Origin of the sequence: Kitasatospora sp. NPDC127111, from assembly GCF_042677465.1 — a bacterium.
Lineage (GTDB): Bacteria > Actinomycetota > Actinomycetes > Streptomycetales > Streptomycetaceae > Kitasatospora.
Genome location: NZ_JBHXTG010000084.1, coordinates 13,208 through 39,390, shown reverse-complemented (window position 1 = coordinate 39,390; position 26,183 = coordinate 13,208). Strand labels below are relative to the sequence as shown.

Below are 26,183 nucleotides of genomic sequence, written 5' to 3'. Positions count from 1 at the left end.
ATGGGCGACGGCCGCTACCCGCTCGGCCCGCTCCAGGTCGACGTCAAGGACGGCGTCGCCCTGCTCACCGACGGCAGCTCCATCGCCGGCTCCACGCTCACCCTGGACGTGGCGTTCAAACGCGCCCTCACCGTCAACGGCCTGACCCTCGACCAGGCCGCCGAGTCGCTCTCCGCCACCCCGGCCCGGCTGCTCGGCCTGGCCGACCGGATCGGCTCACTGGAGACCGGCAAACACGCCGACCTGGTCGTCGTCGACTCCACCACGTACGACCTGGTCGCCGTCATGCGCCGCGGCGAGTGGATCACCGGCGCCGAGAGGTTCCGGCCCAGGACGGGGAGCGAATCGGCTCCGCGTGCATGAACCGTGCCGCTGTCCGGGAACATTCCCCAGAACAGCGACGGGTGGATCGACGGGACGGGGTCGGCATGGACACCGATGTGAAGGCGCTGACCGAGGCGGTCCGCGAGGTCGAGAAGCTGATCCGGGAGACGGTCGTCACCCCGAGCCGGGGTCACCGCCGGGTGCCGCTCGCCGACGAGCCGCCACTGCTGGCGGCCGCCGCCGCCCTGCTGGACGTCGTACGGGAGTTCACCACCGGTCACCCCGACCGGATGACCACCCCGGAGGCCCGGTTCGCGTTCGGCCAGGCGAACGTGGAACTCGCCCGCCTGGCCGAACGCTTGCGCGCCGCCGGCGGCGGGCCGGCGACCGGCGGGGTGTGACCGCCCGGCGGGCCCCGGTCCGCCGCCCGGGTTCACCGCCGTGCGCCACGGCGGCGTTCGGGCTCAGTGGATCCTGATCCAGATGATCTTGTGGATGGAGGCCTGGCCGGGGCTCCACTGGGCCCACTTGTTGAGCGTCACCGTTTCCAGTCGCGGGTCACTGAGATTCCGCTGGAACTGGAAGGTCACCGCGTTGTTCCCCGATTCCACCCAGTTCACGCCGTAGATGGCGACGGGGACCTCTCCGGCGTTCGCGAAGCAGAGGGTGTCGCGGCCGCCGTTGTTGTGGATCTCGAGGTAGTCGTTCCGGTTGCAGTCCGTGCGGTTGATCGCCGGGCTGTCGGCCGTGGTGGGCGCGGCCAGCGCGGGCGCGGCCGTGGCGACCAGCGCGGCCGAGGCACCGGCGGCGAGGCCGAGGGAACGGCGCATGGACAGGATCATTTGCTCTCCCTTGCTACGTGGGCGAACCGGCAACTCGGACCCCCGGGCGCTTCCGGGGATCCGCTCCAACCGTCGCGCACATGACAGGCCGTCGGGAGGGGGTTCTCGGCCAACTTCGTACACTGATGGACCGTGTAGAGAGGAGGATTCTCCCGTTCCGATCCGGAAATTCGGCACTGCCGTGGGGCGGGTCGATCGGGCGTCGGGCGCCGCCGGAGCGCGGGCGGGCCGGCGTGCGGTCGTGGTGGCGAGGGGCGAGGGTGATCGACGCGGCCGGCGGCTGCGGAGTTGCGTCGCGCCACGGCGGACCCGCGCCCGGGTGATGCGCGGGCAACGTTTCGCCCCGCCCGAGGCGTCTAAGGGATGTCGGGTCACGGGGCGGGAGGGGTGTCGTACGCGCAGTCATGGAGGTGCGGCCGTGGGGCGGGTGTCGACACGCGTCGCCGGCGCGCGTCGGCGGAACCTCCGTCGGAATCGATTGATTCGAGCACGGTTCGTTGGCCGGAGTTTCCTGGGTGCGAATACCAGGCCGCCCTTGTGACAATTCAGTACGTATGCGATCGAAGCAATGGGGGTGTGGCTCCGATGCCTGTGACAAGGTCGCGACATGATCGGGCGGCAATTCGTCCACCGAGCGGGATGCGGGGGCTAGCATTCCGGCATGTCCTCAAATCTTCCGCCGATATGGCGTTCGACCGATGACACCGCACTTCCTCCGGCGCGGACGTCGCCGCTGCGGCTGGCCCGTCACGGTGCGACCTTCCTGGGTGTCAGCGTGGTTTCCGGCGCGCTGCTGGCCGGCATGGCCCTGCCCGCCGCGGGGGCGATCGGACTGACCGCCAAGGACACGGCGGAAGGCTTCGAGAACATCCCCGACGACTTCAAGACGCCGCCGCTCACCCAGGCGACCCAGATCTTCGACGCCAAGGGTCAGTTGATCGCCAAGGTCTACGAGCGTGACCGCACCGTCCTCACCCCGGACCAGATGTCGCCGTACATGCGCCAGGCCCAGGTCAACATCGAGGACGCCCGCTTCTACGAGCACGGCGCCGTCGACCTCAAGGGCGTCCTGCGCGCCCTCGGCAAGAACGCGGAGAGCGGCACCGCCTCGCAGGGGGCCTCGACGCTGACCCAGCAGTACGTGAAGAACGTCAACGTCGAGAAGGCCGGCGACGACCCGGTCGCCGTCCGCGAGGCCCAGCGCAAGACCCTCGGCCGCAAGATCCAGGAGCTGAAGGTCGCGATCAAGCTGGAGGAGGAACTGACCAAGGACCAGATCCTCACCAACTACCTGAACATCACGTACTACGGCAACGGCGCGTACGGGGTCGAGGCCGCCTCCCAGCGGTACTTCAGCAAGAGCAACAAGGACCTGACCGTCGCCGAGGCCGCCACCCTGGCCGGGCTGGTGCAGAACCCCACGGCCTACGACCCGAAACTGCACCCCCAGGCCGCGCAGACCCGCCGCAACGTGGTGATCGACAAGATGCTGGAGGCCGGGCACATCACCGCGGACCAGGCCAAGGAGGCCAAGGCCGCCCCGCTGGGCCTGAGGTACAAGGAGCCGCAGAACGGCTGCATCACCGCCAACGCCGGCATGGGCTTCTTCTGCGACTACGTCCGCCACGTGGTCAAGCAGGACCCGGCCTTCGGCAAGACCGCCGCCGAACGGAAGGAGTTCTGGGACCGGGGCGGCCTGAACATCCACACCACCCTGGACCCGGACAAGCAGGCCGCCGCGCAGAACGCGGTGAGCGGCAACGTGCGGGTCACCGACAGCGTCTCGGCCGCCGCCACCATGATCGAGCCGGGCACCGGCAAGATCCTGGCGATGGCCCAGACCCGCCCGTACGGCCTGCTCACCGACAAGAACCAGACCATGGTCAACCTCAACGTCGACAAGGCGATGGGCGGCGGCAACGGCTTCCAGCCCGGCTCGACGTTCAAGCCGGTCGTCGCGGCCGCGGCACTGGAGGCGGGCCTCCCGCCGACCCAGGAGTACGCGTCGCCGAACCGGATGGAGTACCCGACGATGAAGACCTGCGAAGGGACGTGGAAGAACGAGGCCCGGCCCAAGACGGTCGTTCCCAACGAATCGGCGAACGAGAAGGGCCCGTACCAGCTCAAGAAGGCGATGGCCCTGTCGGTCAACACCTACTTCGTGCAGATGGAGCAGCAGATCGGGCTCTGCGCCGTCAAGCAGATGGCCAACAAGCTCGGCATCAGTGCGAAGGCCAGTGGCAAGCCCCTGGAGGAGGTTCCCGCGATGGCCCTCGGTGTCGAGGAGTTGAGCCCGTTGACCATGGCGAACGTCTACGCGACCTTCGCCGCGCGCGGCAAGTACTGTGCCCCGGTCGCCGTCAACAGGATCACCACGGTGGACGGCAAGGACGTTCCCGCCCCGGCCGGCCACTGCCAGCAGGCGTTCTCCGACACCACCGCGCAGGCGATCAACACCGTCCTGAACGGCGTGACCGCCGAGAACGGCACCGGCGCGGCGCTCAACCTGGAGGGCGACCGGCAGATCGCCGGCAAGACCGGTACCTCGGACCACAAGAAGGCCGCCTGGTTCAGCGGCTACACGCCGCAACTGGCCACCGCCGTCTGGCTCGGCGGCCCCGACGGCGGCGTCGAGATGCGCGACATCACCATCAACGGGAAGCACCGCACCGAGGTGTTCGGCGCCGACGGCCCCGGGCCGATCTGGCGGGACGCCATGAACCAGGCCCTGCGCGGCGCACCCAAGCTGCCCTTGCCGATGGCCGACATCCCCGACCCGGCGCCGAAGCCCGAACCGAACCCCGGCGACGCCGCCACGGCCCCGCCGACCACCACCCCGCCCGGCCCGCAGCGCTGACACCGGGGCGGACCGACGTGCCGCCGGCCCGCGGCGGCGCGGGACCGTACCAGCACGGCGGCGGGCGGGCCGGCTACGGCCGGACGAAGCCGTGGACGCCGGGTCGGGACGGCACCGGGCTCGCCGACGCGCCGACGGGCGGTGCGTGGGTGGGTGGCGCGTGGGTGGGTGGTGCGTGGGTGGGTGGTGCGCCGACGGGCGGTGCGTCGGCGAGCGCCGTGTCGGCGGCGGGATCGAGGCACCAGTCCAGGAGCGCGGGCCACGCGCCGTAGCCGGAGTCCGGAGTCAGGTGTGCCGCGCCGCTGATGACGTCGACCGGGATGCCGAGCCGGCGCCCGTACACCTCCATGGCGCCCTCGGGGCAGCAGGGGTCGTCGTCACCGCAGACGAGCCGGGTGGAGCCGGCCGCCGCCGACAGCTGCGCGGCGCTCACCGCAGGAGGGACGAAGGCGGCGACGTCCGGCTGCCGCCGCAGGAACCCCGGCGACGGCGGTGCCACAAGCAGGACCCGGTCGACCGGCTCCGCGACCGCCCCGCCGGCGACGGCCCGCAGCCACAGCGCACAGGCCAGGCTGTGGCAGACGACGGTGCGCCGGCCCGCCCGCAGCGCACCGAGGCGGGTGCGCAGCTCGTGCGTCCACGCCTCCGGATCGGGGTGGTCCGGGTCGGGCAACCGGGGGTAGTCGACCAGGTGGCCCAGGTCGGCGAGCCGGCCGGCGAGCCAGTGCTGCCAGTGGCCGGTGGGGCGGTGGTTCTGCCAGCCGTGCAGGATCAGGAAGCCCTGCTCGGCGGGCTCGGCGGGCTCGGCGGGGGGAGCGGCCATGGTGTCTCGCTGTCCGGGGAGAGGGGGAGGGGTCGGCCCGGCGGGCCGTGGAACCGTCAGCGATTCTGGTGGCGGCCGATCATGCAGGTCCAGTTAATCTCTGTGGAGGGAACCGGTGAGCAACACCTTCAGTGTCGACCTGCGCCGGCTGGGTGTGCTGCGGGAGCTGGCCCGCCGCGGCAGCCTGGCCCGGACCGCCGAGGCCCTGCACCTGACGCCGTCGGCCGTCTCGCAGCAACTCGCGGCACTGGCAAGGGAGGTGGGCGTCCCCCTGCTGGAGCGGCAGGGCCGCGGGGTCCGGCTGACCGGGCAGGCCCGGATCCTGCTGGAACACGCCGACCTGATGGCCGCGCAGTGGGAACGGGCCCGGGTCGACCTCGCCGCCTGGGAGGACGGCCGCCGGGGAGCGGTCACCGTCGGCGCGTTCTCCAGCGCCATCACCGGCCTGCTGCCGCACGCCCTGCGGGCGCTGTCCGCGCACCACCCGGACATCCGCGTCCAGGTCGTCGAGGCCGGGGCGCCGGACGTCTTCACCCTCCTCGACGCCGGGGACGTCGACATCGCCGTGGCCGTGGACTTCGCCGCCGCCCCGCCCCGTACGGACCCGCGCTACACCCGCACCGCCCTGCTCGCCGACGTCCTCGACCTGGCGCTCCCCGCGACCCACCCCCGCGCGGACCGGGACCGGATCCCGCTGCCGGACCTGGCCGGGGACGTGTGGATCGTCGGCGACCCCGGCAGCTGCTGCGGAGCCGTCACCCGCTCGGTGTGCGCGGCCAACGGCTTCACCCCAGACATCCGGCACGCCGTCGACGACTGGACGGCCCTCGCGGCGCTGGTCGAGACGGGTGTCGGCATCGCGCTCGTCCCGCGCCTGGTCCAACCCCTGCACCGCCCGGGCCTGGTGCTGCGCCGGCCGGCCGGCCCGCCCCCGGTGCGGCACGTCTTCGCGGCCGTCCGCGCCGGCTCCGGCGGCGACCCGGTCCAAGCCGCCGTCCTCGACCGCCTGCGGGCGGCCGCCGCCGAAGTCGCCGAAGTCGCCGAAGTCGCCGAAACCGCCGAGGTCGCCGAGGTCGCCGAAGCTGCCGAGGTCGCCGGTGCGGACGGCGCCGACCTGGCCGGCGGCACCGGTGCCGCGCCCCCGTACCTGTCGAAGCGGGCGAACCTGTGAGTTCCCTGTGACTAGGATGAGATGACTTGACGTCAAGCACGGTACGGGGAGAGCTCATGCGGGACGAGGCAGCGGTCGGCGGGCCGGGGCGGGAGACCGGGGGGTGGCAGCCGCCGGTGGAGCTGAACACCGGTATCCCGCACCCGGCGCGGATGTACGACTACTACCTCGGCGGCAAGGACAACTTCCCGGCCGACCGCGAGGCTGCCGAGCAGGTCATCGCGGCGATGCCGGACGCCCGGCTCGGGGCCCGGATCAACCGCGACTTCCTCGGCCGGGCGGTGGAGTTCGCCGTGCAGCGGGGCGTCCGCCAGTTCCTGGACATCGGCACCGGGATCCCCGCCGTGGGCAGCACCGGCGAGGTCGCCCACCGGGTGGCCCCGGACGCCCGTGTGGTCTACGTGGACAACGACCCGATCGTCCTCACCCACTCCCGCGCCCTGCTGGCCCACCACCCCGTCGGCCACACCACCGTCCTCCACGCCGACCTGCGCGACCCGGAGGCGATACTCGGCGACCCCGGCCTGAAGGAGGCGATCGACCTCTCCCGCCCGGTGGCCCTGATGCTCGTCGCCGTCCTGCACTTCGTCCGCGACGAGGAGGGCGCCGCCGGCATCCTGGCCCGCCTGCGGGACGCCCTCGCCCCCGGGAGCCTGCTGATCATGTCGCACGGCACCCAGGACTTCATGACCCCCGAGGCGGTCGCGGAGACGACGCGGATCTACAGCCGCGCCAGCTCCCCCCTGGTCCTGCGGACCAAGGAGCAGGTCCAGGACTTCTTCGGCGACTTCGAGTTCGTCGACCCCGGTCTGGTCCAACTCCCGCTCTGGCGCCCGCAGACCGAGCTGCCGGAGAACTGGCAGCAGGCCGCCCCCGCCTACGCGGGCGTAGCGGTCAAGCGCTGACCCGCCCCGGCCGCCACCAGCTCCGACGGCGCACGGCGAGGCACCGCGCATCCCGTGCACCGCCGGGTGAGCCGGACAGGAGAACGACGTGCCGGGGACAGCTCCCACCGGTGCGGGTGACCACGACCGGGTGCCGGACCGGGAGCAGGCCCTGAAGTACGCGGTGCGGCACGTCGCGGTTGGCACATCGCGGGTGACCGGGTGGAGCTGGTCGGGGGAGTGGTGACCCTCGGATCGGCGTCCCGGGCGCACGAGAGCGCGGCCGAGCTGGTCCGCCGCCAGCTGACCCCGCGGCCGGAGACCCTCGGCCTGGTGTCCGGGTCCGGGACCCTTGATCTCCCCGGCTCGGAGAACTGGTCCGTTCCGGATCTCGCGGTGGTCCCGTCCGAGCTCGCGGCGAGGACCGAGGGTGAGCTCCTGTCGGACCGGACCGTCCTGGCGACGGAGGTGAGTCCTCCCTCGAACGCGGAGACGGACCGGGTCGTCAAGCGTCGCCGTTACGGCCGGTACGGCGCTCCGCCGTACCTCCTGGTGGACCGCTCCTGGTGGACCGCCAGAACCGCGAGTGCACCGTCTTCGGCGAGCCGACCCGGCTCGGCTTCGCGCGCGAGGACGGGCCGCACCCCTTCGGCACCCCCGTGCGTCTGCCCGCGCCGTTCGACCTGGAGCTGGACACGAGCCGGTGGTGGCGGGCGGCGGCCAGGCCGCATGCCCGGGGGCCGGCCACTGCGGCCCCGGGCCCCTGCGGACCTGGGCCGCTGCGGGGGCCGGTGGCCTGTGCCAGGCTGGCGGTGTGGAGGCGGAGCGCGGGGGCGGCGGGGTGCTGGACGTCGCGCCGACGGCGTGGACGGCGGTCGCGTGGCTGCCGCCGGCGGAGCTGTGGGAGCCGATCCAGGAGATCCGGTGGAAGCACGATCCGCAGGTGCGGCGGTGGCCGCCGCACGTGAACGTGCTGTTCGGGTTCGTACCCGAGTCCGAGTTCCGGCGGGCCGCGCCGCTGGTGGCCGCCGCGGTCGCGGAGGTCGCGCCGTTCACCGCGCGGCTGCAGGGGGTGCGGAGCTTCCGGCACCGGGCGTACGCGACGGTCTGGCTCGATCCGGCGGCGGCCGGCGCGGGACCGTGGACCGCCCTGTACCGGTCGCTGCTGGAGCGCTTCCCGCGCTGCGTCGGCCGGGGCGCGGGGTTCACCCCGCACCTCTCCCTCGGTCGGACCGGGGACCCGCGGCGCCTGGCCGCGGAGTGCGCCGCCCGGCTCGGCGGCCGGTCCGCGGAGGTCGCGGAGGTGGTGCTGCTCTCCCGGCGGGGCGGTGACGACCCGATGCGGCCCCGGGCGGCCGCCGCCCTGGGCACCGGCGAGCTCCGCTGGGAGCCGGAGCCCGCCCGGCCCCCGGGCGGTTGAGCCGGCCCGCCACCCCCGGCGCGGGGGCGGCAGGCCGGCTACGGCCGACCGACGCGGGTCAGCACTCCCACTTGTGCGAGCGCAGGAGGACGCCCGCGCCCCCGTTCTCGGAGAAGTTCCCGCGCGCACCGGCCGCGGTGCACGTCACCCGCCTGCCGGTGTACTCGGCGCCGGTGTAGAACGCCACCGGGCGGCCGGTGTCGCCGTTGTTGTAGACCGACCGGACCGGAGTGGTGGCCGACCAGCTGCAGGCGTTGTGTCCGCCCTGCCAGTCCGGGTCGTCCAGCGGCCACGCGCACACCTTTCCGGTCCCGTTGGCACCGCTGTAGGCGCAGACGTTGCCCTCGGTGCACATCCAGGCCTGGGCCGACGCGTGCGCCGCGGTGGGCAGCGCGAGCACGGCGGTCGAGGCGACGGCGGCGAGGCCGCCGATCAGCGCGGTGCGGAGACGGTTCGTTCCCATCGTTCGCATGGGGGTTTCCCTTCGTGGGGTGGTGGACCGGCGGCGCGGCGGCCGGCCGGGTGGTACCGGTGGTACGAGTGGTGTGAGTGGCGTGAGTGGTCCGGGTGGGTTTCAGGCGCCCGGCACGGAGACGTAGCCCGAGACCTTCAGGCCGTCGCTGCCGCTGGTGGCGGTGTCGGGGTCGATGTGACGCCGGGTCACCCGGTCGTGGATGTTGCCGTCCACCGTGTCGACGGTGCCGTCGCCGTTGACGGCGACGACCACCGCGACGTGTCCGCCGGGCGTCGCCGCCCTCGGAGCGCCGTAGACCAGCAGGTCGCCCGGCTGCGGGTGCGCGCCCTTCACGGGCTGCCAGAGCCTGTGCTCCTGGCCCCAGGCGCCGACCCCACGGCCGGTCAGGTCCCCGGGCACGCTCCGGACGCCGGCGTGACGCCAGACCCACTCCACGAACGCCGCGCACCACGGGGTGGTCGCGCACTTCTGCCCCTTCTCGGGCAGGTACTTGTCGCAGTCGGCGCTCTTCTCGGCGACGCCGACCTGGTCGCGGGCCGTTTCGACGACCTTCTCCCGCAGCGCGGACGCGGCGGAGCGGTCGGCGCCGGAGGAGTTGCTGGCGGAGGAGGGGGTGGCGGAGGAGTGGGCGTCCGTGCCCCGGGCACCGGCGCTCGGGGCGCCGACGGTGGACAGTCCGATCGCGGTGGCCAGCGTCGCGGCGAGCAGCAGGCCGGTGCGCCGGGTGGTGTGGTTCGTCAACGCAGTGACTCCGTTCGTGTGTACCTGGCCGCATCCGGGCAGGGCGGATACGCCCAGGTGAGGGGGGAGGTCGGGGCTGCCGGGTGGCTCCACCGGCTGCGACAAGCCTGACACCACCTCAGGCCGGCTCTCTACGCTGTGCGGGCGATCGGCCATGCGGGCGTATGCAGGCGCTCATGCAGGGCTGTGACCTGGGGCTATGCACGCACGAGGGAGGGCGCTTTCGATGTCGCACGGGGGAGTGGCGGGGGATCCGGGGCGGACGGGCGCAGCACGGGCGCGCGCCGACCTGGCGGCGGCGCTCAAGACCTGGCGTCGCGAGGCGGGCAACCGCTCGCAGCAGGCGGTGGGCGAGCGGATCGGGATCGACCAGACGACCCTCTCCCGCTACGAGAACGGCCGCCAGCGGGTGCCGCGGGAGGTGGTCCTCCTACTCGCCGACACCTACGGCCGCCCCGAGGCGGACCGGCGCCGTGCGTTGGACCTCTGGGACGCGGCCGGGCGGGAGGACCGGCCCGAGTCGGGCGCCGCTCGGCCTGCCGCTCCGGCCGGGCCACCTGGTGCCGCGCCGGACGGCGTCGATCCGGTCGGCGTCGATCCGGCCGAACCGCCCGCCCCCGCCGGGACGCCCGCCCCTCCCGGGGCGCTCCGCCGCCGTACCGCCGCGCGTCGATCGGTGGCGGCCGGGATCCTGGGTGCCTGCGCCCTCGCCGTGGCCGCCCTGCTCGCCGCCAACGGCCGGGCCCCCGAGGAGCCGACCGACCGGAGCGTCGCCGTCGACGACGCGCAGGCCGCGCCGGCCGACCTGGCCGACCTGTCCGCCCTGGCCACTCCGTCCGCCACCCCGGCCGCCCGGATGCCGAGCGAGCGTCCCGGCATCGAGAAGGACACGATCGGTCCCGACAGTCGCTGCAGTCAGCCGTTCCGCGTCAACGCCACGGTCACCTGGCGGGTGTGCGCCAGGGTGCAGGAGAACGAGCTCTCCTTCGCCGTCAAGATCACCAATGCGGGCCGCAACCCGGTGACCGTCAAGACCCGCGTCCAGTACGCCCGGAGCGGCACCGTCCACCCCTGCCCCGGCGCCCCGGCCCTGCATCCGCTCGACCTGGCCCCGGGCCGGACCGCGGTGACCGAGCAGGCGACCTGCACGATCGGGCGGCCCGACGCCCCGGCCGCCGTCCAGGCCATGGGCTGGGTCGTCGCCGCGGACGCGACCGAGGGGACGTACCACCTGTCGCCGACGGCCCACGTCTACCCGGACCACGTCATCTGGGTGCCGGACCTGTTGTGAAGCGCCCGCACGCCGTCCCGCCCGCACCCGCCGTCCCCGCCCGCACCCGCCGTCGTTCCGCCGGTGCGCGGCGTTCGGCCCGCGGTCGGTCCCCCGCGGTCAGTCCTGCGGTCGGTCCCGCGTTCGGTTCCGCGTGACGGCGAGCTCGACCTCCCGGCGCGTCCCGTCGCCCGGAACGGGGACCGACAGCCCGGTCGCCCGGAAGCCGGCCTTCACCTCCAGCGCGTGCGCCCGGGGGTTGGCCTCGTGGACGAACAGCCGCACCCGGTCGACCCGCGGCTCGGCCAGCGACCAGGACCACTCCAGCACGGCTCCGAACAGCGCCCAGTCGTCGTCCGCCACCGCCCTGATGAGGTGCTTAACGAGCATGATCATCGCATCCGCCCCGCACGGCCCGAGCGGTGGGCCGCTCACCGTCCGCGCGGGCCGGCAGGCGGGAGTCCGAGGACAAGCCCTAGGGTCGGGATCCCAGCGCCGCCCAGGAGGAGCCGTATGACCAGCGAAGCAGCCCCGTTCGACGAGCTGGACCGGAGGATCCTGCGCGCCCTGGTCGACAACGCCAGAGCCAGCTTCGCCGAGATCGGCGCCACCATCGGGCTGTCCGCCAGTGCGGTCAAGCGCCGGGTCGACCGGATGCGGCGGGACGGCGTGATCACGGGGTTCAGCGCCACGGTCAGGCCGGCCGCGCTCGGCTGGCGCACGGAGGCGTACGTCGAGGTGTACTGCGACAGCGCCGCCCCGCCCCGGCGCCTCGCCGAGGTGGTGCGGGGCTACCCGGAGATCACCGCCGCCATGACGGTGACCGGCGCCGCCGACGCGCTGCTCCACATCCGGGCCACCGACGTCGGCCACTTCGAGGAGGTGCTCGAACGCATCAGGAGCGAGCCGTTCATCCGCAAGACGGTCAGCAGCCTCGTCCTCTCCCACCTGCTGCCGGAGAGCCCGGAGGCCGGTCTGCACCCCTCCGCGGCCGAGGACGCAACGAAGCTGCGCTGAACCCCGCCGGAACGCAGCGATCGTGCGCACCTGAGCAGCCGATCACCCTTGTCGCGCACCACGGCCGCTTCCTACCGTTGAGGCATCCCGATCACCACTCACCGGAAGCGGAGGGACCGCGCCGTGCCGTCCGCCACCGGTGTCACCCGCGCACCGCGCCCGCGCACCGGACCCGTGCCGCGGAACCCGTGCACCGGACCGGTGCGGCCCCGGTGCCGCGCCCAGGAGAGCCGCCCATGACCAGCCCCATCGCCGTCACCGACCCCGCCCTCGCCGCCGGACCCACCGCCGCCGCCGGGTCGCGCTCCTCCGCCGAGCTGATCCGCGCGGAGGAGCCGGTCCTCGCGCACAACTACCACCCGCTGCCCGTCGTCCTCGCCCGGGCCGAGGGCGTGTGGGTCGAGGACGTCGAGGGCCGGCGCTACCTCGACCTGCTGGCCGGCTACTCGGCGCTGAACTTCGGCCACCGCCACCCCGCCCTGGTCGAGGCCGCGCACCGGCAGCTCGACCGGCTCACCCTCACCTCCCGGGCCTTCCACCACGACCGCCTCGCCGGCTTCGCCGAGGGGCTCGCCGAACTCACCGGCCTGGACATGGTGCTGCCGATGAACACCGGCGCCGAAGCGGTGGAGAGCGGCATCAAGCTCGCCCGCAAGTGGGCCTACGAGGTCAAGGGCGTCGCCCCCGACCGGGCGACCATCGTGGTGGCCGACGGCAACTTCCACGGCCGCACCACCACCATCGTCGGCTTCTCCACCGACGACACCGCCCGCGCCGGCTTCGGCCCCTTCACCCCGGGCTTCCGCATCGTCCCCTACAACGACCTCGCCGCACTCGAGGCCGCCGTCGACGAGACCACGGCCGCCGTGCTGATCGAACCCATCCAGGGCGAGGCCGGCGTCCTCATCCCGGACGACGGCTACCTCGCCGGCGTCCGCGAACTCACCCGGCGCGCCGGGTGCCTGTTCATCGCCGACGAGATCCAGTCGGGCCTCGGCCGCACCGGCCGCACCCTCGCGGTCGACCACGAGGACGTCCGCCCGGACCTCGTGCTCCTCGGCAAGGCGCTCGGCGGCGGCATCGTCCCGGTCTCCGCCGTGGTCGGCCACCGCGAGGTCCTCGGCGTGCTGCGCCCCGGCGAGCACGGCTCCACCTTCGGCGGCAACCCGCTCGCGGCGGCGGTCGGTTCGGCCGTCGTCGAGCTGCTGGCCACCGGCGAGTTCCAGCGCCGCGCGGCCGACCTGGGCGAGGTGCTGCGCAGCGGCCTGGCGGACCTGCGGGGCAAGGGCGTCACCGGCTTCCGGGCCCGCGGCCTCTGGGCCGGGGTCGACATCGACCCGGCCCTCGGCACCGGCCGCGAGATCAGCGAACGGCTCCTGCGCGAGGGCGTCCTGGTCAAGGACACCCACGGCGCCACGATCCGGCTCGCCCCACCGCTGACCATCACGCGCGAGGAACTGCAGCAGGCACTCGCCGCCCTCGGCACCGTCCTCGCGCGGCACGGGTAGCGGCACGCGGGAGCTCCGTGCGGCCGTCCTCCGGGAAGTGACGCTCCGGGAGGACGGCCGGGGTCGTCCGGGCGGTCAGTCCGTCCGGTGGGGGCCTGCCGGGGCGGCCGGCGCGGTGAGGACCTTCAGCGCGACCGACGGGTGGAACAGCGTGGCGGGGGAGGCGGTCATGTTCACCACCCGGACGAACCGGGCCCAGACCTCGGCGTCCTTCACCGCGACCTGGAACAGGCGGGTGTTGTACCAGTGCGCGATCCGCGCGCCGAGTTGCTGCCGGTCGGGGTTCCACATGAGGTCGGAGTTGGTGGACAGGGTCCAGGGCGGGAGCAGCAGCCGCGCCACCCGCTTCTGGTAGGCCCGGGCGAGGCCGTCCAGGCCCTCCGCGGGCCGCCGCCGCGCGAGCATCGTGCGCAGCAGGTCCGCCTCCAGCGCGGCCACCGTCAGGCCCTGCCCGTAGACGGGGTTGAAGACGCAGACCGCGTCCCCGAGGGCGAGCAGCCGCTCCGGCCAGTTCCGCGCGGCGTGGTACTGGCGCCACTGGTTGTCGAGGTTGGTGTAGCGGTAGGTGGGCTCCTGGACGGTCCGCTGCGCGATCTGCTCGGCGAGGCGCGGATTGCGCAGGCCCTTGGCGAAGCCGAGGTAGCCGTCGTCGTCGGTGGGCGGCTCGTCGTCGAAGGCGAACAGCGAGCACGTCCAGCGGTTGCGCTCGACCGCCAGGAGCGCGCCGGCCTCCCGCACGCGGGGGGCGAACAGCATCTGGTAGGCGAGCTGGAAGTCCGCCGGCCGCTCCTCGGACCGGTCGAAGGTCATGGTGGTGTAGGTGACCTTCGCCCGGACCACCCGCTTCGGCGGCACCGTCACCCCGGCGGCCCGCAGCCACTCCTCGACCTTGCTGGTGCGGCCGGAGGCGTCCACCACCAGATCGGCGGTGATCTCCTCCGGGTCGGCCCCCTGCCGGCCGACCCGGACCCCGGTCACCCGGCCGGACGGGGTGTGCAACAGGCCCTCGCACCGCGTGGCGGACAGCACCGTCACCTCCGGGAGCGCCAGTACCCGCCCCCGGATCCGCCGCTCCAGCTCGTCCCGGGTGAAGGTCTGGATCATGACCCCGGTCCGCGCCCGCGGGGCGAACCCGGTCGGGAGCAGGAAGTCGATCCCCTCCCCGTAGTCGAACACCGGCGCCCCGAGCGCGGCGAGTTCGGCGCGCAGCCCCGGGAACAGCCGCTCCAGCACCTCCCCGCCCCTGGCGAGCATCGCGTGCGCGTGGTAGCCCTGCGGCGCGCTCGGATGCGTCCCGGTCCGCTCGTCCACCGCGTCCCGCTCGACGACCACCACCTCGCCGAAGAACTCGGCCAGCACCCGCGCGGTCACGAGCCCCGCGTAGCTGCCGCCGATGACGACGGCCTTCCCCGATGCGTACTTCTTGCCCATCCGGCCTCCGCCAGCAGATTCCGACCGACCCGGGACCACCATGGCGCCAACTACCGGCAGGGCGCACTCGATTGAGGAGAAGTCCACCCGATCGAGGGGCGCAAAAACGTTCGTTCACCCCGGGCGGGGCGCCGCCTGCGGACCGTCGGCGCCCGACAGCCGGCACCGGACCGCCGGCGCCCGGGCCCTACCGGGGGCGGCGCCCCGAGGTGCGGTGCCAGTGGTCGCGGGCCGCCGCCAGCTCCGCCCGCGCCGCCTTCAACCGGGTGTCCAGCCGGTGGCGTTCGGTGATCTCGGCGAGTTCCTCGCGCGCCCGGTCCCGGGCCGTGGTGTCCGCGCGCGCGGCGTCCAGGTCGGCCTCGGCCGCCGCGATCATGACGGTCCGTCGCTCGCGGAAGTCGTTCTCGTCCGCCGCCGCGTTCTGCACCCGGACGGCGAACCGGCGCACGTCGTCCTCGGCGTGCTCGCCGTGCGCGTACGTCTCGTGGTGGACGCGGCCGTCCGGCCGGGTCAGGTAGAGGTGCGACGTGCCGCCGGAGTGCTCGTCGCGGACCCGCAGCCCGGCCAGCGGTATCGACGTCCCGTCGAAGGCCACGACGTGCTCGTGCAGGGCGGCCCCGCCGAACCGGACGAGCACGGCGCCACTGCCCGGGTCGCCGAGCCGGTCCAGGTGGCGCTGCGCCGCGCGCACCCGCTGCCGGTGGGCCGCCGTCCTGCGGTGGACCGTCAGCCGGGCGCCGGCCATCTCCCGGCCCGCCGCCCACCTGAGCCGGCGCACCGCCCGGCGCGCCGCCGCGAGCCTCCGCCGCTCGGCCGCGTAGGTACCGGCGAAGGCGCGTTCCCAGCCGCCGGGGAAGCTCCACAGCCGCCACCCCACCGAGGCCGCGCAGCCGGCCACCACCAGCAGCACCCAGAACACGACGTCCATCCCGCCCCTTCCCGTTCGGCACGTCCTCGCCCTCGGCGAGCCGCGGCGAGCGCCGCGTGCGCGTGATACCCCGCTGGCGCGCGCGGATGCGTCCCGGCCCGCTCGTCCGCGGCGCGCCGCCCGGCGCACCGGCGCCTTCGGCCGTCGCGCCTCCCGGGCGCCCGCGCCCCGCAGAACGGGCAGCAGAACGGGCACCGGAAAATCGGTTGCGTCGATCTTCGAAAGCGCTAAGCTCTCCACCGTTCCCACCACGGCGCCCGCCGTGGCCCCGACGCGTGCCGCAGTGCTTCCGCACCGCCGCGCGAGGACTGACGTAGTGACGAAGAGGAGGTGCGTCCCAATGGTTGCCGCCCTGTCGCGGCGCGCCTTCGTGTGCGCGCCATACGCCTCTCTCTTCCGTCATTCGCCCACCGGCTGACGACGCGCCACCTCCGGCGCACCGGTGGGCCGTTCCCCAGGAGCCACCGCAGTGCGCGAGCGCTTTTCCGACAGCGAATCCTTCTCCCGTATCCGCGCCAAGGGCGCACGCCGTCGCGGCCGCCGATCCGAGCGGTTCGATGAATACGAGCCCGAGATCTACGACTTCGGCGCTTTCGGCGACGACCGCCAGTCGTCGCACGCCGATCACCAAGGCCACCACGACAACCACGTCAACCGAGACGGCTTCGACGGCTCCGCTCTCGCCCCGGCGCCGGCCACCGACGGCCCCGCCGAGGGGGACCGCTGGTCCACCTGGGACCAGTCCACCCCCACCGAGAAGGGCCCCGAGCCGCGCCCCGCCTGGGTGGTGACCGAGCTCGCGGCCGTCGACACCGAACTCGGCATCGTGAAGACCGGCAAGGAGGCCGACGTCTTCCTCCTGGAGCGCGGCGTACCCGGCACCGAGCGGCGCACGCTGATGGCCGCCAAGCGCTACCGCGACGCCCAGCACCGGATGTTCCACCGCGACTCCGGATACCTGGAGGGCCGCCAGCACAAGGAGTCCCGGATCACCAGGGCCATGGCGAAGCGCACGGCGTTCGGCAAGGAGGCCATCGCCGGCCAGTGGGCCGGCGCCGAGTTCGCGGCGCTGTGCCGGCTCTGGTCGGCCGGTGTGGCCGTCCCGTACCCGGTGCAGATCACCGGCACGGAGATCCTGATGGAGTTCGTCGGCGACGAGAACGGCACGGCCGCGCCCCGGCTCGCCCAGCTGCGCGCCGAGGAGGCCGACCTCGAGGACCTCTGGGAGCAGCTCGGCCACAGCCTCGCGCTGCTCGCCCGCGACGGCTACGCGCACGGGGACCTCTCGGCGTACAACATCCTGGTCCACCGGGGCCGGTTGGTGATCATCGACGTGCCGCAGATCGTGGACGTCGTCGCCAACCCGCGCGGACGCTCCTTCCTGGAGCGGGACGTGCGCAACGTCGGCGCCTGGTTCACCGCCCGCGGCCTGCCCGAGCGGCGGGTCGGCGAGCTGGTCGAGGCCCTGACCTTCGACGCCCGCCTGGGGTGAAGGTGAGGGGGTGAACAGGTGAGGGTGGCCGGCGCCCCCGGCCACCCACCTCCACCCTCGGTGCCCGCCCGCGGTGCCCGTGTGAGAGGGTCGGCAGCCCGGACGGACAGGAGGCACCGATGGAAGGGACCGTGACCGAGGCCGCACCCGGCCCCGGAGGCCGCGTGCTGGTGGTGGACGACGACGCGGCGATCCGGCGCACCCTGGAACGCGGCCTGCGGCTGAGCGGATTCTCGGTGACCCTCGCCGAGGACGGCGAGACCGCGCTCGCCCGCCTCGGCGACGCCGACCCCGCCGGGCCCGCCGCCGACGTCCTCGTCCTCGACGTGTCGATGCCGGGAATCAGCGGCGCCGACGTCTGCCGCACCCTCCGCACTCGCGGCGACGACCTCCCCGTCCTCATGCTCTCCGCCCTCGACGAGCCCGCCGACCGGGTGGCCGGGCTCCAGGCGGGCGCGGACGACTACCTGGTGAAGCCGTTCGCCCTGGAGGAACTCGTCCTGCGGCTGCGCGCCCTGCTGCGCCGCAGGCCCCCGCAGCCGCGCGACCTCGTCGCGGCCGGGCCGCTGGTGATCGACCCGGCGACCCGGCAGGCCCGCCTGCACGGCGAGGAACTCCGGCTCACCCGGCGGGAGTTCGAACTGCTCACCCAACTCGCCCGCAACGCCGGCCTGGTGCTCTCCCGGGAGGTGCTGCTGGAGCGCGTCTGGGGCTACGACTTCGACGTGCGCAGCGACGCCGTCGACACCTTCGTCAGCTACCTGCGGCGCAAGCTCGAGTCGGGCGGGCGCCCGCGGATGCTCCACACCGTCCGGGGCGTCGGTTTCGTCCTGCGGCTGCCCGACGGCGACGGGCCGGGCCGGCGGTGAGGCTCTCCACCCGGATCGCGCTGTGGGCCGCCGCCGTGGTGCCGCTGCTGGTGGTGCTGGCCGGGCTGCTGCTCCTGCCGCTGGTCGGCCGGGACCTGCGGCACCAGCAGGACGCCGGACTCAACGACCGTGCGGCCGCCGTCCTGCCGTCCGTCCGGGCCCTGGTGGCCGCCGACAGCAAGGGCCGTCCCAAGGCCGAGCAGAACCAGCAGCGGAAGGTGCTGGACGCCGCCCTGGACGCCGGCGTCCGGGTGGCCGCCGAGGACGGTACGGTCCTGCTGTCGGTGGGCCCGCAGCCCGCCGACGCGGCCGTGCTCCCGGCCGCGCCCGGCGGACCGGCGACCGTGCGCGAACAGGGCACCGCCTGGCGGGTGCTGACCGTCCGGGTCGGGGCCACCGGGACGGGCGCCGGCGGCGGCACGCTCTGGGTGATGGCCCCCGCGGGGCAGGCGGACCGGCAGACGGCCGCCGTACGGCGCCGCGTTCTGCTCGTGGCGCTGATCGCGGCGCCGGTCTCCGCACTGATCGGCTTCGTCGTCGCGGAGCGGGCGACCGTGCCGCTGCGCCGGCTCAGCCGCCGCGCCGCCACCCTCGACCCGGCGGCGCCGGTGGCCCCGGCGGCCTCGGTCGGTCCCGGCGGTCCGAGCGGACCGGACGGACCGGGCGGCGCGCACGGGACGGACGCGGACGCCGGGGGAGGCGCCGGTGCCCCGGCTGGTCACGGGTTCGTCGCGGAACGGACGGGCACCACCGAGGTCGACGAGCTCTCCGCCGCGCTCGCCCTGCTGCTGTCCCGCTACGACGAACAGGCCCGGCGCACCGCCCAGGCCCTGGACACCGCCCGCTCGTTCTCCTCCGCCGCCTCCCACGAGCTGCGGACCCCGATGATGAGCCTGCGCACCAACCTGGACGTGCTCGCCGCCCACCCGGACCTGCCCGCCGCCGACCGCGCGGAGATCGTCGCCGAGCTGCGCGACGACCACACCCGGCTGCTCGACCTGCTCACCGCGCTGAGCACCCTGGCCCGCGGTGACCTGGTCCAGCTGGACGCGTTCCGGTCGGTGGACCTCGCCGAACTCACCGAAGCCGAGGCCGCCGAGGCCGGGCGCCGCCACCCGCGGGCGGCCTTCACGGTGCACGCGCCGGGAGAGGTGCGGGTGTTCGGCTGGGAACCGGGCCTGCGGATCATGCTCGCCAACCTGCTCGGCAACGCCGCCGTCCACGGCCGCGACGGCCGGCAGCCGGCCCGGGTCACGGTCCGGCTCGCGGCCGAAGCCGGCTGGGCGCTGCTCACCGTGGACGACCGCGGTCCCGGCGTCGCGCCGGCCGAGCGGGAGGCGGTGTTCGGGCGGTTCCACCGCCGGCGCGACAGCCCCGGCTCGGGCCTCGGCCTCACCCTGGTCGCCCAGCAGGCCGCCCTGCACCGCGGCACCGTCCGGATCACGACCCCGCCCGGCGGCTCCGGCTGCCGGCTGGAGGTCCGGCTGCCGCTGCCCCGCCCCGACGCGCCGACCGTCGAGCTGCCGGCCCGCCGCGACTGGATCACCGCCCCGGGCCGCTGACCACCGCTCCCGCGCCCCCGCTCCGGCACGACCCCCTTTCCCCAAGGACCCTTCCCCCACGGACCCGTTCGCCATGGGCCCCTTCCACACGGCCCCCTTCCACAAGGAATCCACAAGAAGCCGTCCTACGCTCCTCGCGACCGTCCCGGCACCGGGACCCGCAACCGCGAAAGGACGCTCCATGCCCGCCAACCGCACGTCCGCCCGCCGCCGGGCCGCCGCCCTCGGCGCCCTTGCCCTCGCCGGCTCCCTCCTCGCCGCCGCGCCCGCGCACGCCGACGGCGGCAACGGCTCGCCCTCGGGCGCCCCGACCACCGCGGCGACGCCGAAGAACGACGGCGCGAAGCACATCTGCAAGCGCTTGCCCAAGACCGAGGAGCGGATCACCAAGGCGCTGAACCGGCTCAACGGGGACGCCACCGTGGTGGGCTCGGTCGCCCGCCTCCAGCAGCGCGCCACGGAGGCCAAGGCCGCCGGCCACGCCGAGATCGAGACCTACCTCACCAACCGGCTGACCGCCCGCAAGGCCCTGGTCACCACCCTGCAGGCCCGCCAGACCGACCTCAAGTCCGTCGCGACCTGGTGCGCCGCCCACAACGACGGGGCCGGCAAGTGACCGCCCGCCCCGCCGCCGCCCTCGCGGCCCTGACCCTGGCCGCGGCCGCCCTGCTCACCGCCTGCGGCCCCTCACAGAGCCACCCCGCCGGCGGCACCGCCGACAGCGCCCAGGTGCAGGACATGCAGCAGAAGCTCGACAGCGCCGACGACGCGGCAGCCCAGGCCGACACCGACGCGGCCGCCGACAACGGCTGACCACCGACGGGCGGACCGCCTGGCCCCCAGCCGGTCCGCCCGCCACCGCCACGACGCGCGGCGCCACCCCGGGAGCGGCGACCGGGCCGTTGCGACCGGGCCGTTGCGTCCGGGCCGTTGCGCTCGGGCAGCGCGACCGGCCGTCGCGACTCGCCGCGGACGCCGACCCCACGCCGACCCCACGCCGACCTCACGCGGACCTCCACGCCGACCCGGATCCGGCCCCGGCGGGGCTACCGGCGCTACCGAGGCTACCGCCGCTACCAGGGCGGCCGGTGCTCCCGGAGCGGTGAGCGGAGGCTTCCGCGTGTTCTCCCCGCCGTACGGGCCACGGTGCGGGACCATACGGGCGAAAGGGTAGAAACCAAGCGAGGAAGAGAGGGCGGACGTGTCCGGCAGCGAGAGCGAAAACCCGGCAGTTCCCTCCCCCACCCCCACGTCGACCCGCCCCAGGACGAACCGGGACTGGTGGCCCAACCAGCTGGACCTCCAGGTGCTGCACCAGCACTCGCCCCGTTCCAACCCGATGGACGAGGACTTCGACTACGCGGCGGAGTTCGCCACCCTCGACGTCGACGCGCTGAAGCGGGACGTCATCGACCTGATGACGAAGTCGCAGGACTGGTGGCCCGCCGACTACGGTCACTACGGACCGCTGTTCATCCGGATGAGCTGGCACGCCGCCGGCACCTACCGCATCGCGGACGGCCGGGGCGGCGGCGGCAGCGGCGCCCAACGCTTCGCGCCGCTCAACAGTTGGCCGGACAACGCCAGCCTGGACAAGGCGCGGCGGCTGCTGTGGCCGGTCAAGCAGAAGTACGGCCGGAAGATCTCCTGGGCGGACCTCCTCGTGTTCGCCGGGAACTGCGCCATGGAGTCCATGGGCTTCCGGACGTTCGGCTTCGGCTTCGGGCGCGAGGACATCTGGGAGGCCGAGGAGATCTTCTGGGGCCCCGAGGACACCTGGCTCGGCGACGAGCGCTACAGCGGCGACCGCCAACTCGCCAAGCCGTTCGGTGCCGTGCAGATGGGGCTGATCTACGTGAATCCGGAGGGCCCCAACGGCAATCCGGACCCGGTGGCCGCCGCCCGCGACATCCGGGAGACGTTCGGGCGCATGGCCATGAACGACGAGGAGACCGTCGCGCTCATCGTCGGCGGCCACACCTTCGGCAAGTGCCACGGCGCCGTCGACCCGTCGTACCTCGGTCCCGAACCGGAGGCCGCCCCCCTCGAACAGCAGGGGCTGGGCTGGCGCAACACGTACGGCAGCGGCAAGGGCCCCGACACGCTCACCAGCGGGCTCGAGGGCGCGTGGACCACCGCACCGACGACGTGGGACAACGGCTACCTGGACACCCTGTTCCGGTACGACTGGGAGCTGACCACCAGCCCCGCCGGCGCCCACCAGTGGAAGCCCACCGACCCCGCGGCGCAGGACACCGTGCCGGACGCGCACGACCCGTCGAAGCGGCACGCCCCGATGATGCTGACGACGGACCTCGCGCTGCGGAAGGACCCGGTCTACGAGCCGATCTGCAGGCGCTTCCACGCCAACCCGGACCAGCTCGCCGAGGCGTTCGCCAAGGCCTGGTACAAGCTGCTGCACCGCGACATGGGCCCGGTCTCCCGCTACCTCGGACCGTGGGTTCCCGAACCGCAGCTGTGGCAGGACCCGGTTCCCGAGGTCGACCACGAGCTGGTCTCCGACGAGGACGTCGCCGCCCTCAAGGACCGGATCATCGACTCCGGCCTGGGCATTCCGCAGCTGGTCACCACGGCGTGGGCGGCGGCGGCGAGCTTCCGCGGCACCGACAAGCGCGGCGGGGCCAACGGGGCGCGGATCCGGCTGGCGCCGCAGAAGGACTGGGCGGTCAACGACGTGCCCGAGGTGGCCGACACGGTGCGGCGGCTGGAGGAGGTCCAGCGGGACTTCAACGGCGCGCAGACCGGCGGCAAGAGGATCTCGCTCGCCGACCTGATCGTCCTCGGCGGCTGCGCGGCGGTCGAGCGGGCCGCGCGCAACGCCGGGCACCCCGTCACGGTCCCGTTCGCGCCGGGGCGCACGGACGCCTCGCAGGAGCAGACCGACGTGGAGTCGTTCGCCGTGCTCGAACCACGGGCGGACGGGTTCCGCAACTACCTGCGGCCCGGCGAGAAGCTGTCACCGGAGACCCTGCTGCTCGACCGCGCGAACCTGCTGACGCTGTCCGCGCCCGAGATGACGGTCCTGGTCGGCGGCATGCGGGCGCTGAACGCCGGCTTCCGGGGCTCCCAGCACGGCGTCCTCACGCAGCGGCCGGAGGCGCTGACCACGGACTTCTTCGTCAACCTGCTCGACATGGGCACGGAGTGGCGGGCGTCGGAGTCGGAGGCGAACGTCTACGAGGCGCGGGACCGCGCGACGGGCGAGACGAAGTGGACGGCCACCGCCGTCGACCTCGTCTTCGGGTCGCACTCCCAGCTGCGCGCCCTCGCCGAGGTCTACGCCTCCGACGACGCGCACGAGAAGTTCGTGCGCGACTTCGTGGCGGCGTGGACCAAGGTGATGAACCTCGACCGGTTCGACCTGCGCTGAGCGGTCGAGCGGCTGAGTGACGGTGCCCGGCCGGCCCCGACGGGCCGGCCGGGCACCGTCGTGCGGGGCGGTGGCGCGACCGCCGGACCCCGTCGGAGCCCCTTCCAACCCGGATCGCACGAAGTGTTGAGAAGCCGTGCACGCCACGCACAGCAGCGGGGGCCGTTCATGCCTGGATTCAAGGCGCTGCGGGCCGGCGCGAGGTGGGGCTTCTCCGGACCGGGGACGGCGGCACGACCGGCCGTCCGACCGGCACGGGCGGCAGACCGGGTCACCCGGCGGGGACGAGGCGCACGCGGAGCACGGCCCGCCAGTCCTTGACGGTGAGCCAGAACTCGTCGGTGGGAACCCCCCGAGCAGAGTCGCGACCGCCGCGGTCAACGCTGAAACGCATGCACACGAAATGCCACGGCCCAGCAGCCTGCCACGCACGTCCACGCCCGCGACCCACCGGCGACTCCCGCGTTCCGTACGCATCACATCCGCGGGACCGGCCGCGACGTCCGCACCATCGGGGCCGGGGCCCCGCTCCCGGAGCCGGGTCTGGACAACGGGTGGGGGAGTGGGTCAGTGTTCACCGTCATGACGCTCCCGTTCCCCTCGCGCTGTCCTGCCGGCGCGCGCACCGCGCTCTTCGAGGCGGTCACCGCGGTCGGCGACGAGGCCATCGCCCTGCTCGCCGGCTGTCGTGGCGACACCCCGATACCCGGCGCCGAGTGGACGGTCGCCGAGGCAGCCGCCCACCTGGCGATGGCCAACGAGCTGATGGCCGCACTGGCCGCCGGCGAGGAACGGCCGTACGGGGACGGGAGCGCGGGGTCGCTGGCCGCGGCGAACGCGGCCTCGTTGGCCGCGCGGCCGGAGCGGGACCCGGCCGTGCTGGCCGGGGAGATCGCCCGGCGGGCACGGGAGTTCACGGTGGCGGCCGGCCCGCGTCCCGGCACCGAGCCGGTGCTGACCCCGCTCGGCCCGATGGACCTGGACACCCTCGGCGCGTACCTGCTGACCCACATGCTGGGCCACCTCTACGACATCGCCGTCGCCCTCGGGCGGCCGCACCCGATCGACCGGCACCGCGTCGGGCTGACGATGCCGTTCCTGCGGGCGGCCATGCCGCGGGTGACGGACGCCCGTGCCGCGGCCGGGCACAACGCCTGCTACAAGCTGCGAGTGCGCGGCCTGGGCGGGTTCGCGGTGACCTTCACGGACGGTGCCGCCGTGGTGAACCCGGAGCCGCCGCGGCGCCCGGACTGCACGATCCTCACCGAGCCGGTGGCGTTCTTCCTCATCGCGCTGGGCCGCTACACCGCCGTCGACGCCCTCGCCCGGGGCAAGGTGCTCGCCTGGGGCCGCCGGCCGTGGCTGGCCCCGGCCTTCCCCGGGCTGTTCGCGGCCCCCTGAGCCCGGCGGGCGACGGCCCCCGGGACACCGCTTGAACACGCGCGCGCCGGAAATCTTCCGGTCAGCCACCGCCCAAGTGACACCTCTTCACCGTCTGGAGCCGAAGGATTTCCTGCCCTCTGGGCAGGAGGCCTGCCGCCGGGCACGGCACGCCGCCGCCCTGGTCCTGGGCCCTCAGCCCTCGACGATCAGCTCCGGGTGGTGGTGCAGCATGGCGGTGACGACCGCCTCGGGCCCCACGGGCAGGGTGTTCGCGGAGATGTTCGCCGGGCCGTAGCCCAGACGACGGTTGGAGGAGGCGGTCGCCCGGACGATCCGCGGGGCCCGGGCCAGGTACCCGGCCGGGTCGTGCAGGACCAGCTCGATCATCCGCTGGGTGGCGCCCCCGACGCTGATCGCCCGGATCCGGACCGCGGCGATCTCGCTCCAGGCGATCCGCCCGAGCTGGATGCCTTCCAGCCCGGTCGCGTCGAGCACCAGCTCGGGCCGGCCCCGGACGAGGCGGCTCGTGAGCACCGCGGCACAGAGGCCGAAGAACGGCACCGCCAGCCCGCCGGCGAGCACCGCCTTCACCGAGTCGTGCCCCGCCAGGAAGGCCGCGCCCAGGGCCACGAACGCCACCGACCCGGCCAGCATCAGGACCGTCCGGAGCCGGGACGAGTGGTACACGGTCGGCGCCGGGGCCGCGGTCTCTTCGATCACGCGGCACAAGCTAGCGCCCGCCGTCCGGGCCCGGTCCACCGGCCCGCCCATCCCGATCCCCACGACGCGCTCCCCGGAAGCGGCGCCCGGTCAACGGGTACGCGGCGCCGCCCCTTCCTGCCGCCCGATCAGGACCAGTACCTCTCCCGTCGTCCGTACGTCGCCGAACGACCGGTAGATCGTGTGCAGCGTCGCGTTGTGGTCCCGGTCGCACCGTGCGGCGTTCGCGTCGGCGACCATCAGCACGCGCAGGCCCGTGGTGGCCGCGCCCCGGGCCGAGGACTCGCAGCAGACGTTCGTGAGCGTGCCCGTGATGAGGACGGTGTCGACACCGCGCTCCGCCAGCAGTGGCGGCAGCGGCGAACGGCCGGGGAAGAAGGCGCTGTACGCGGTCTTCTCCACCAGCACGTCGTCCGGTCGCACGTCGAGGGCCGGCCACAGGCGCGCGCGCAGCGGGCCCTCGCCGCCGGTCGCGGCGAAGATCTCGCCGACTGTCGGTCCGTAGAACTCGGTGCTCGCTCTCCCGAGCGGTGGCTGGTCCGCCGGCAGCACCCAGACGACCAGACCGCCGGCCGCGCGCAGCGCCTCGGCGATGCGGCCGATGTTGGGCACGATGCCGCGGACGTAGGGGTTCGCCGCGGCGAAGAACGGCACCATGTCGATCACGATCAGGGCGGTGCGCGCCGGGTCGAGGCTCTCGTACGCGTGCCGCCTGCCGCGCCTCCTCTCCTGCCGCGCGTACTCCCGGCAGTCGATCCGCCAGTCGTGAAGCCTGGAGTCGGTCTGCATGCGTCCCCACAGTCGGTTCGTCGGTGGCCGGGATGAATCTTCCCGCGGCCACCCGCGACCACGCCCACGGCGACACCCGCACCGAGCGGCCGGATCCACCGGGAGGTCAGCGGACAGTGCCTCACCCCGGGGGTCGTGCGTGCCCGGCACGGCACGGTGAGCCTCGGCCGGCGGACGCGAAGGCCGAGCTGCGACGGCAGCGGGCTCGGGTCGTGCCCGCAGGTGTCTCCGGATGCGCGGTGCGGGGCGAGGTGATCGACTCGTAACCGGGGCAAGGTCTCGAATC

The 26,183-nt window shown here is 74.2% G+C and carries 25 protein-coding genes and 1 pseudogene; 17 read left to right on the top strand and 9 right to left on the bottom strand.

Going from position 1 to position 26,183, the window contains the following annotated elements:
- On the top strand, positions 1-363 hold a 363-nt coding region (locus tag ACFVHB_RS34530), incomplete at its 5' end, for an amidohydrolase family protein (protein ID WP_380330113.1).
- Between the two features lie 65 nt (positions 364-428).
- The gene (locus ACFVHB_RS34525) at positions 429-725 is read left to right on the top strand and encodes a hypothetical protein (RefSeq protein WP_380330111.1); all 297 of its coding nucleotides are present in this window, start codon (positions 429-431) and stop codon (positions 723-725) included.
- A gap of 63 nt (positions 726-788) precedes the next feature.
- Here ACFVHB_RS34525 and ACFVHB_RS34520 read toward each other — a convergent pair whose 3' ends face one another.
- Positions 789-1,166, bottom strand: a complete 378-nt coding sequence (locus tag ACFVHB_RS34520; RefSeq protein ID WP_380330109.1) for a beta/gamma crystallin domain-containing protein — start codon at positions 1,164-1,166, stop codon at positions 789-791.
- Positions 1,167-1,827: 661 nt separating this feature from the next.
- Between ACFVHB_RS34520 and ACFVHB_RS34515 the strand changes: the two genes are divergently transcribed.
- Positions 1,828-4,023 carry a transglycosylase domain-containing protein gene (locus ACFVHB_RS34515; protein WP_380330107.1) on the top strand — a complete coding sequence of 732 codons (2,196 nt, stop codon included), beginning with the start codon at positions 1,828-1,830 and terminating at the stop codon, positions 4,021-4,023.
- Between the two features lie 73 nt (positions 4,024-4,096).
- Here the strand turns inward: ACFVHB_RS34515 and ACFVHB_RS34510 are convergent, their stop codons facing one another.
- Positions 4,097-4,846, bottom strand: coding sequence for an RBBP9/YdeN family alpha/beta hydrolase (locus ACFVHB_RS34510; RefSeq protein ID WP_380330106.1), 750 nt, complete (start codon positions 4,844-4,846; stop codon positions 4,097-4,099).
- Between the two features lie 115 nt (positions 4,847-4,961).
- Between ACFVHB_RS34510 and ACFVHB_RS34505 the strand changes: the two genes are divergently transcribed.
- The 4 genes and pseudogenes from ACFVHB_RS34505 to ACFVHB_RS34490 all read left to right on the top strand — a co-directional run bounded on the left by ACFVHB_RS34505 (position 4,962) and on the right by ACFVHB_RS34490 (position 8,321).
- Entirely contained in the window at positions 4,962-6,017 is a 1,056-nt protein-coding gene (locus tag ACFVHB_RS34505; RefSeq protein ID WP_380330104.1) for a LysR family transcriptional regulator, read from the top strand.
- 56 nt (positions 6,018-6,073) lie between these two features.
- Positions 6,074-6,922: an SAM-dependent methyltransferase gene (locus ACFVHB_RS34500; protein WP_380330102.1), complete on the top strand. Its 849-nt coding sequence runs from the start codon at positions 6,074-6,076 to the stop codon at positions 6,920-6,922.
- 201 nt (positions 6,923-7,123) lie between these two features.
- Positions 7,124-7,402, top strand: a pseudogene (locus tag ACFVHB_RS34495) (Uma2 family endonuclease); the annotation flags it as partial.
- A 313-nt stretch (positions 7,403-7,715) separates the two neighbouring features.
- Positions 7,716-8,321: a 2'-5' RNA ligase family protein gene (locus ACFVHB_RS34490; RefSeq protein ID WP_380330100.1), complete on the top strand. Its 606-nt coding sequence runs from the start codon at positions 7,716-7,718 to the stop codon at positions 8,319-8,321.
- A 58-nt stretch (positions 8,322-8,379) separates the two neighbouring features.
- Here ACFVHB_RS34490 and ACFVHB_RS34485 read toward each other — a convergent pair whose 3' ends face one another.
- Both ACFVHB_RS34485 and ACFVHB_RS34480 read right to left on the bottom strand, forming a co-directional pair.
- Positions 8,380-8,784, bottom strand: coding sequence for a peptidase inhibitor family I36 protein (locus tag ACFVHB_RS34485; RefSeq protein WP_380330098.1), 405 nt, complete (start codon positions 8,782-8,784; stop codon positions 8,380-8,382).
- Between the two features lie 111 nt (positions 8,785-8,895).
- On the bottom strand, positions 8,896-9,537 hold the full coding sequence (locus ACFVHB_RS34480) for a CHAP domain-containing protein (protein WP_380330096.1): 642 nt from the start codon (positions 9,535-9,537) through the stop codon (positions 8,896-8,898).
- Between the two features lie 226 nt (positions 9,538-9,763).
- Between ACFVHB_RS34480 and ACFVHB_RS34475 the strand changes: the two genes are divergently transcribed.
- A complete protein-coding gene (locus ACFVHB_RS34475) occupies positions 9,764-10,828 on the top strand; it encodes a helix-turn-helix domain-containing protein (RefSeq protein ID WP_380330094.1) in 1,065 nt (354 codons plus the stop codon).
- A 99-nt stretch (positions 10,829-10,927) separates the two neighbouring features.
- Here the strand turns inward: ACFVHB_RS34475 and ACFVHB_RS34470 are convergent, their stop codons facing one another.
- The gene (locus tag ACFVHB_RS34470; protein ID WP_380330092.1) at positions 10,928-11,203 is read right to left on the bottom strand and encodes a hypothetical protein; all 276 of its coding nucleotides are present in this window, start codon (positions 11,201-11,203) and stop codon (positions 10,928-10,930) included.
- Between the two features lie 117 nt (positions 11,204-11,320).
- On the opposite strand from ACFVHB_RS34470, the gene ACFVHB_RS34465 reads away from it, so the two are divergent.
- Positions 11,321-11,824, top strand: coding sequence for an Lrp/AsnC family transcriptional regulator (locus ACFVHB_RS34465; RefSeq protein WP_380330090.1), 504 nt, complete (start codon positions 11,321-11,323; stop codon positions 11,822-11,824).
- Between the two features lie 236 nt (positions 11,825-12,060).
- Complete coding sequence (rocD, locus tag ACFVHB_RS34460) at positions 12,061-13,332, top strand: ornithine--oxo-acid transaminase (protein ID WP_380330088.1); 1,272 nt, start codon at positions 12,061-12,063, stop codon at positions 13,330-13,332.
- 75 nt (positions 13,333-13,407) lie between these two features.
- Here rocD and ACFVHB_RS34455 read toward each other — a convergent pair whose 3' ends face one another.
- Both ACFVHB_RS34455 and ACFVHB_RS34450 read right to left on the bottom strand, forming a co-directional pair.
- Positions 13,408-14,763 carry an FAD-dependent oxidoreductase gene (locus ACFVHB_RS34455; protein ID WP_380330086.1) on the bottom strand — a complete coding sequence of 452 codons (1,356 nt, stop codon included), beginning with the start codon at positions 14,761-14,763 and terminating at the stop codon, positions 13,408-13,410.
- 187 nt (positions 14,764-14,950) lie between these two features.
- Positions 14,951-15,691: a hypothetical protein gene (locus ACFVHB_RS34450; RefSeq protein WP_380330084.1), complete on the bottom strand. Its 741-nt coding sequence runs from the start codon at positions 15,689-15,691 to the stop codon at positions 14,951-14,953.
- 469 nt (positions 15,692-16,160) lie between these two features.
- Between ACFVHB_RS34450 and ACFVHB_RS34445 the strand changes: the two genes are divergently transcribed.
- From ACFVHB_RS34445 to ACFVHB_RS34415, 7 genes are all read left to right on the top strand, one after another.
- Complete coding sequence (locus ACFVHB_RS34445) at positions 16,161-17,183, top strand: serine protein kinase RIO (protein ID WP_380330083.1); 1,023 nt, start codon at positions 16,161-16,163, stop codon at positions 17,181-17,183.
- A 119-nt stretch (positions 17,184-17,302) separates the two neighbouring features.
- Entirely contained in the window at positions 17,303-18,052 is a 750-nt protein-coding gene (locus ACFVHB_RS34440) for a response regulator transcription factor (protein WP_380330081.1), read from the top strand.
- Complete coding sequence (locus ACFVHB_RS34435; RefSeq protein WP_380330079.1) at positions 18,049-19,614, top strand: sensor histidine kinase; 1,566 nt, start codon at positions 18,049-18,051, stop codon at positions 19,612-19,614. Before ACFVHB_RS34440 ends, ACFVHB_RS34435 begins: the two co-directional genes overlap by 4 nt.
- Before the next feature lie 181 nt (positions 19,615-19,795).
- Entirely contained in the window at positions 19,796-20,230 is a 435-nt protein-coding gene (locus ACFVHB_RS34430; RefSeq protein ID WP_380330077.1) for a hypothetical protein, read from the top strand.
- The gene (locus ACFVHB_RS34425) at positions 20,227-20,427 is read left to right on the top strand and encodes a hypothetical protein (protein WP_380330076.1); all 201 of its coding nucleotides are present in this window, start codon (positions 20,227-20,229) and stop codon (positions 20,425-20,427) included. Before ACFVHB_RS34430 ends, ACFVHB_RS34425 begins: the two co-directional genes overlap by 4 nt.
- Positions 20,428-20,815: 388 nt before the next feature.
- On the top strand, positions 20,816-23,005 hold the full coding sequence (gene katG, locus ACFVHB_RS34420) for a catalase/peroxidase HPI (RefSeq protein WP_380330074.1): 2,190 nt from the start codon (positions 20,816-20,818) through the stop codon (positions 23,003-23,005).
- 582 nt (positions 23,006-23,587) lie between these two features.
- Complete coding sequence (locus tag ACFVHB_RS34415; RefSeq protein ID WP_380330072.1) at positions 23,588-24,406, top strand: maleylpyruvate isomerase family mycothiol-dependent enzyme; 819 nt, start codon at positions 23,588-23,590, stop codon at positions 24,404-24,406.
- A gap of 174 nt (positions 24,407-24,580) precedes the next feature.
- Here the strand turns inward: ACFVHB_RS34415 and ACFVHB_RS34410 are convergent, their stop codons facing one another.
- A complete protein-coding gene (locus ACFVHB_RS34410) occupies positions 24,581-25,108 on the bottom strand; it encodes an STM3941 family protein (RefSeq protein WP_380330070.1) in 528 nt (175 codons plus the stop codon).
- Positions 25,109-25,198: 90 nt separating this feature from the next.
- On the bottom strand, positions 25,199-25,897 hold the full coding sequence (locus tag ACFVHB_RS34405; protein ID WP_380330068.1) for an isochorismatase family protein: 699 nt from the start codon (positions 25,895-25,897) through the stop codon (positions 25,199-25,201).
- Between the last annotated feature and the right edge of the window lie 286 nt (positions 25,898-26,183).

What these genes read in the sequence shown, in the direction of transcription:
- rocD (WP_380330088.1), top strand. Translation starts at nt 12,061, where the DNA reads ATGACCAGCCCCATCGCCGTCACCGACCCCGCCCTCGCCGCCGGACCC.
- ACFVHB_RS34450 (WP_380330084.1), bottom strand. Translation starts at nt 15,691, where the DNA reads ATGGACGTCGTGTTCTGGGTGCTGCTGGTGGTGGCCGGCTGCGCGGCC.
- ACFVHB_RS34470 (WP_380330092.1), bottom strand. Translation starts at nt 11,203, where the DNA reads ATGATCATGCTCGTTAAGCACCTCATCAGGGCGGTGGCGGACGACGAC.
- ACFVHB_RS34525 (WP_380330111.1), top strand. Translation starts at nt 429, where the DNA reads ATGGACACCGATGTGAAGGCGCTGACCGAGGCGGTCCGCGAGGTCGAG.
- ACFVHB_RS34415 (WP_380330072.1), top strand. Translation starts at nt 23,588, where the DNA reads ATGACGCTCCCGTTCCCCTCGCGCTGTCCTGCCGGCGCGCGCACCGCG.
- ACFVHB_RS34510 (WP_380330106.1), bottom strand. Translation starts at nt 4,846, where the DNA reads ATGGCCGCTCCCCCCGCCGAGCCCGCCGAGCCCGCCGAGCAGGGCTTC.
- ACFVHB_RS34440 (WP_380330081.1), top strand. Translation starts at nt 17,303, where the DNA reads ATGGAAGGGACCGTGACCGAGGCCGCACCCGGCCCCGGAGGCCGCGTG.
- ACFVHB_RS34430 (WP_380330077.1), top strand. Translation starts at nt 19,796, where the DNA reads ATGCCCGCCAACCGCACGTCCGCCCGCCGCCGGGCCGCCGCCCTCGGC.
- ACFVHB_RS34515 (WP_380330107.1), top strand. Translation starts at nt 1,828, where the DNA reads ATGTCCTCAAATCTTCCGCCGATATGGCGTTCGACCGATGACACCGCA.
- ACFVHB_RS34520 (WP_380330109.1), bottom strand. Translation starts at nt 1,166, where the DNA reads ATGATCCTGTCCATGCGCCGTTCCCTCGGCCTCGCCGCCGGTGCCTCG.
- ACFVHB_RS34465 (WP_380330090.1), top strand. Translation starts at nt 11,321, where the DNA reads ATGACCAGCGAAGCAGCCCCGTTCGACGAGCTGGACCGGAGGATCCTG.
- ACFVHB_RS34455 (WP_380330086.1), bottom strand. Translation starts at nt 14,763, where the DNA reads ATGGGCAAGAAGTACGCATCGGGGAAGGCCGTCGTCATCGGCGGCAGC.
- ACFVHB_RS34485 (WP_380330098.1), bottom strand. Translation starts at nt 8,784, where the DNA reads ATGGGAACGAACCGTCTCCGCACCGCGCTGATCGGCGGCCTCGCCGCC.
- ACFVHB_RS34500 (WP_380330102.1), top strand. Translation starts at nt 6,074, where the DNA reads ATGCGGGACGAGGCAGCGGTCGGCGGGCCGGGGCGGGAGACCGGGGGG.
- ACFVHB_RS34405 (WP_380330068.1), bottom strand. Translation starts at nt 25,897, where the DNA reads ATGCAGACCGACTCCAGGCTTCACGACTGGCGGATCGACTGCCGGGAG.
- ACFVHB_RS34475 (WP_380330094.1), top strand. Translation starts at nt 9,764, where the DNA reads ATGTCGCACGGGGGAGTGGCGGGGGATCCGGGGCGGACGGGCGCAGCA.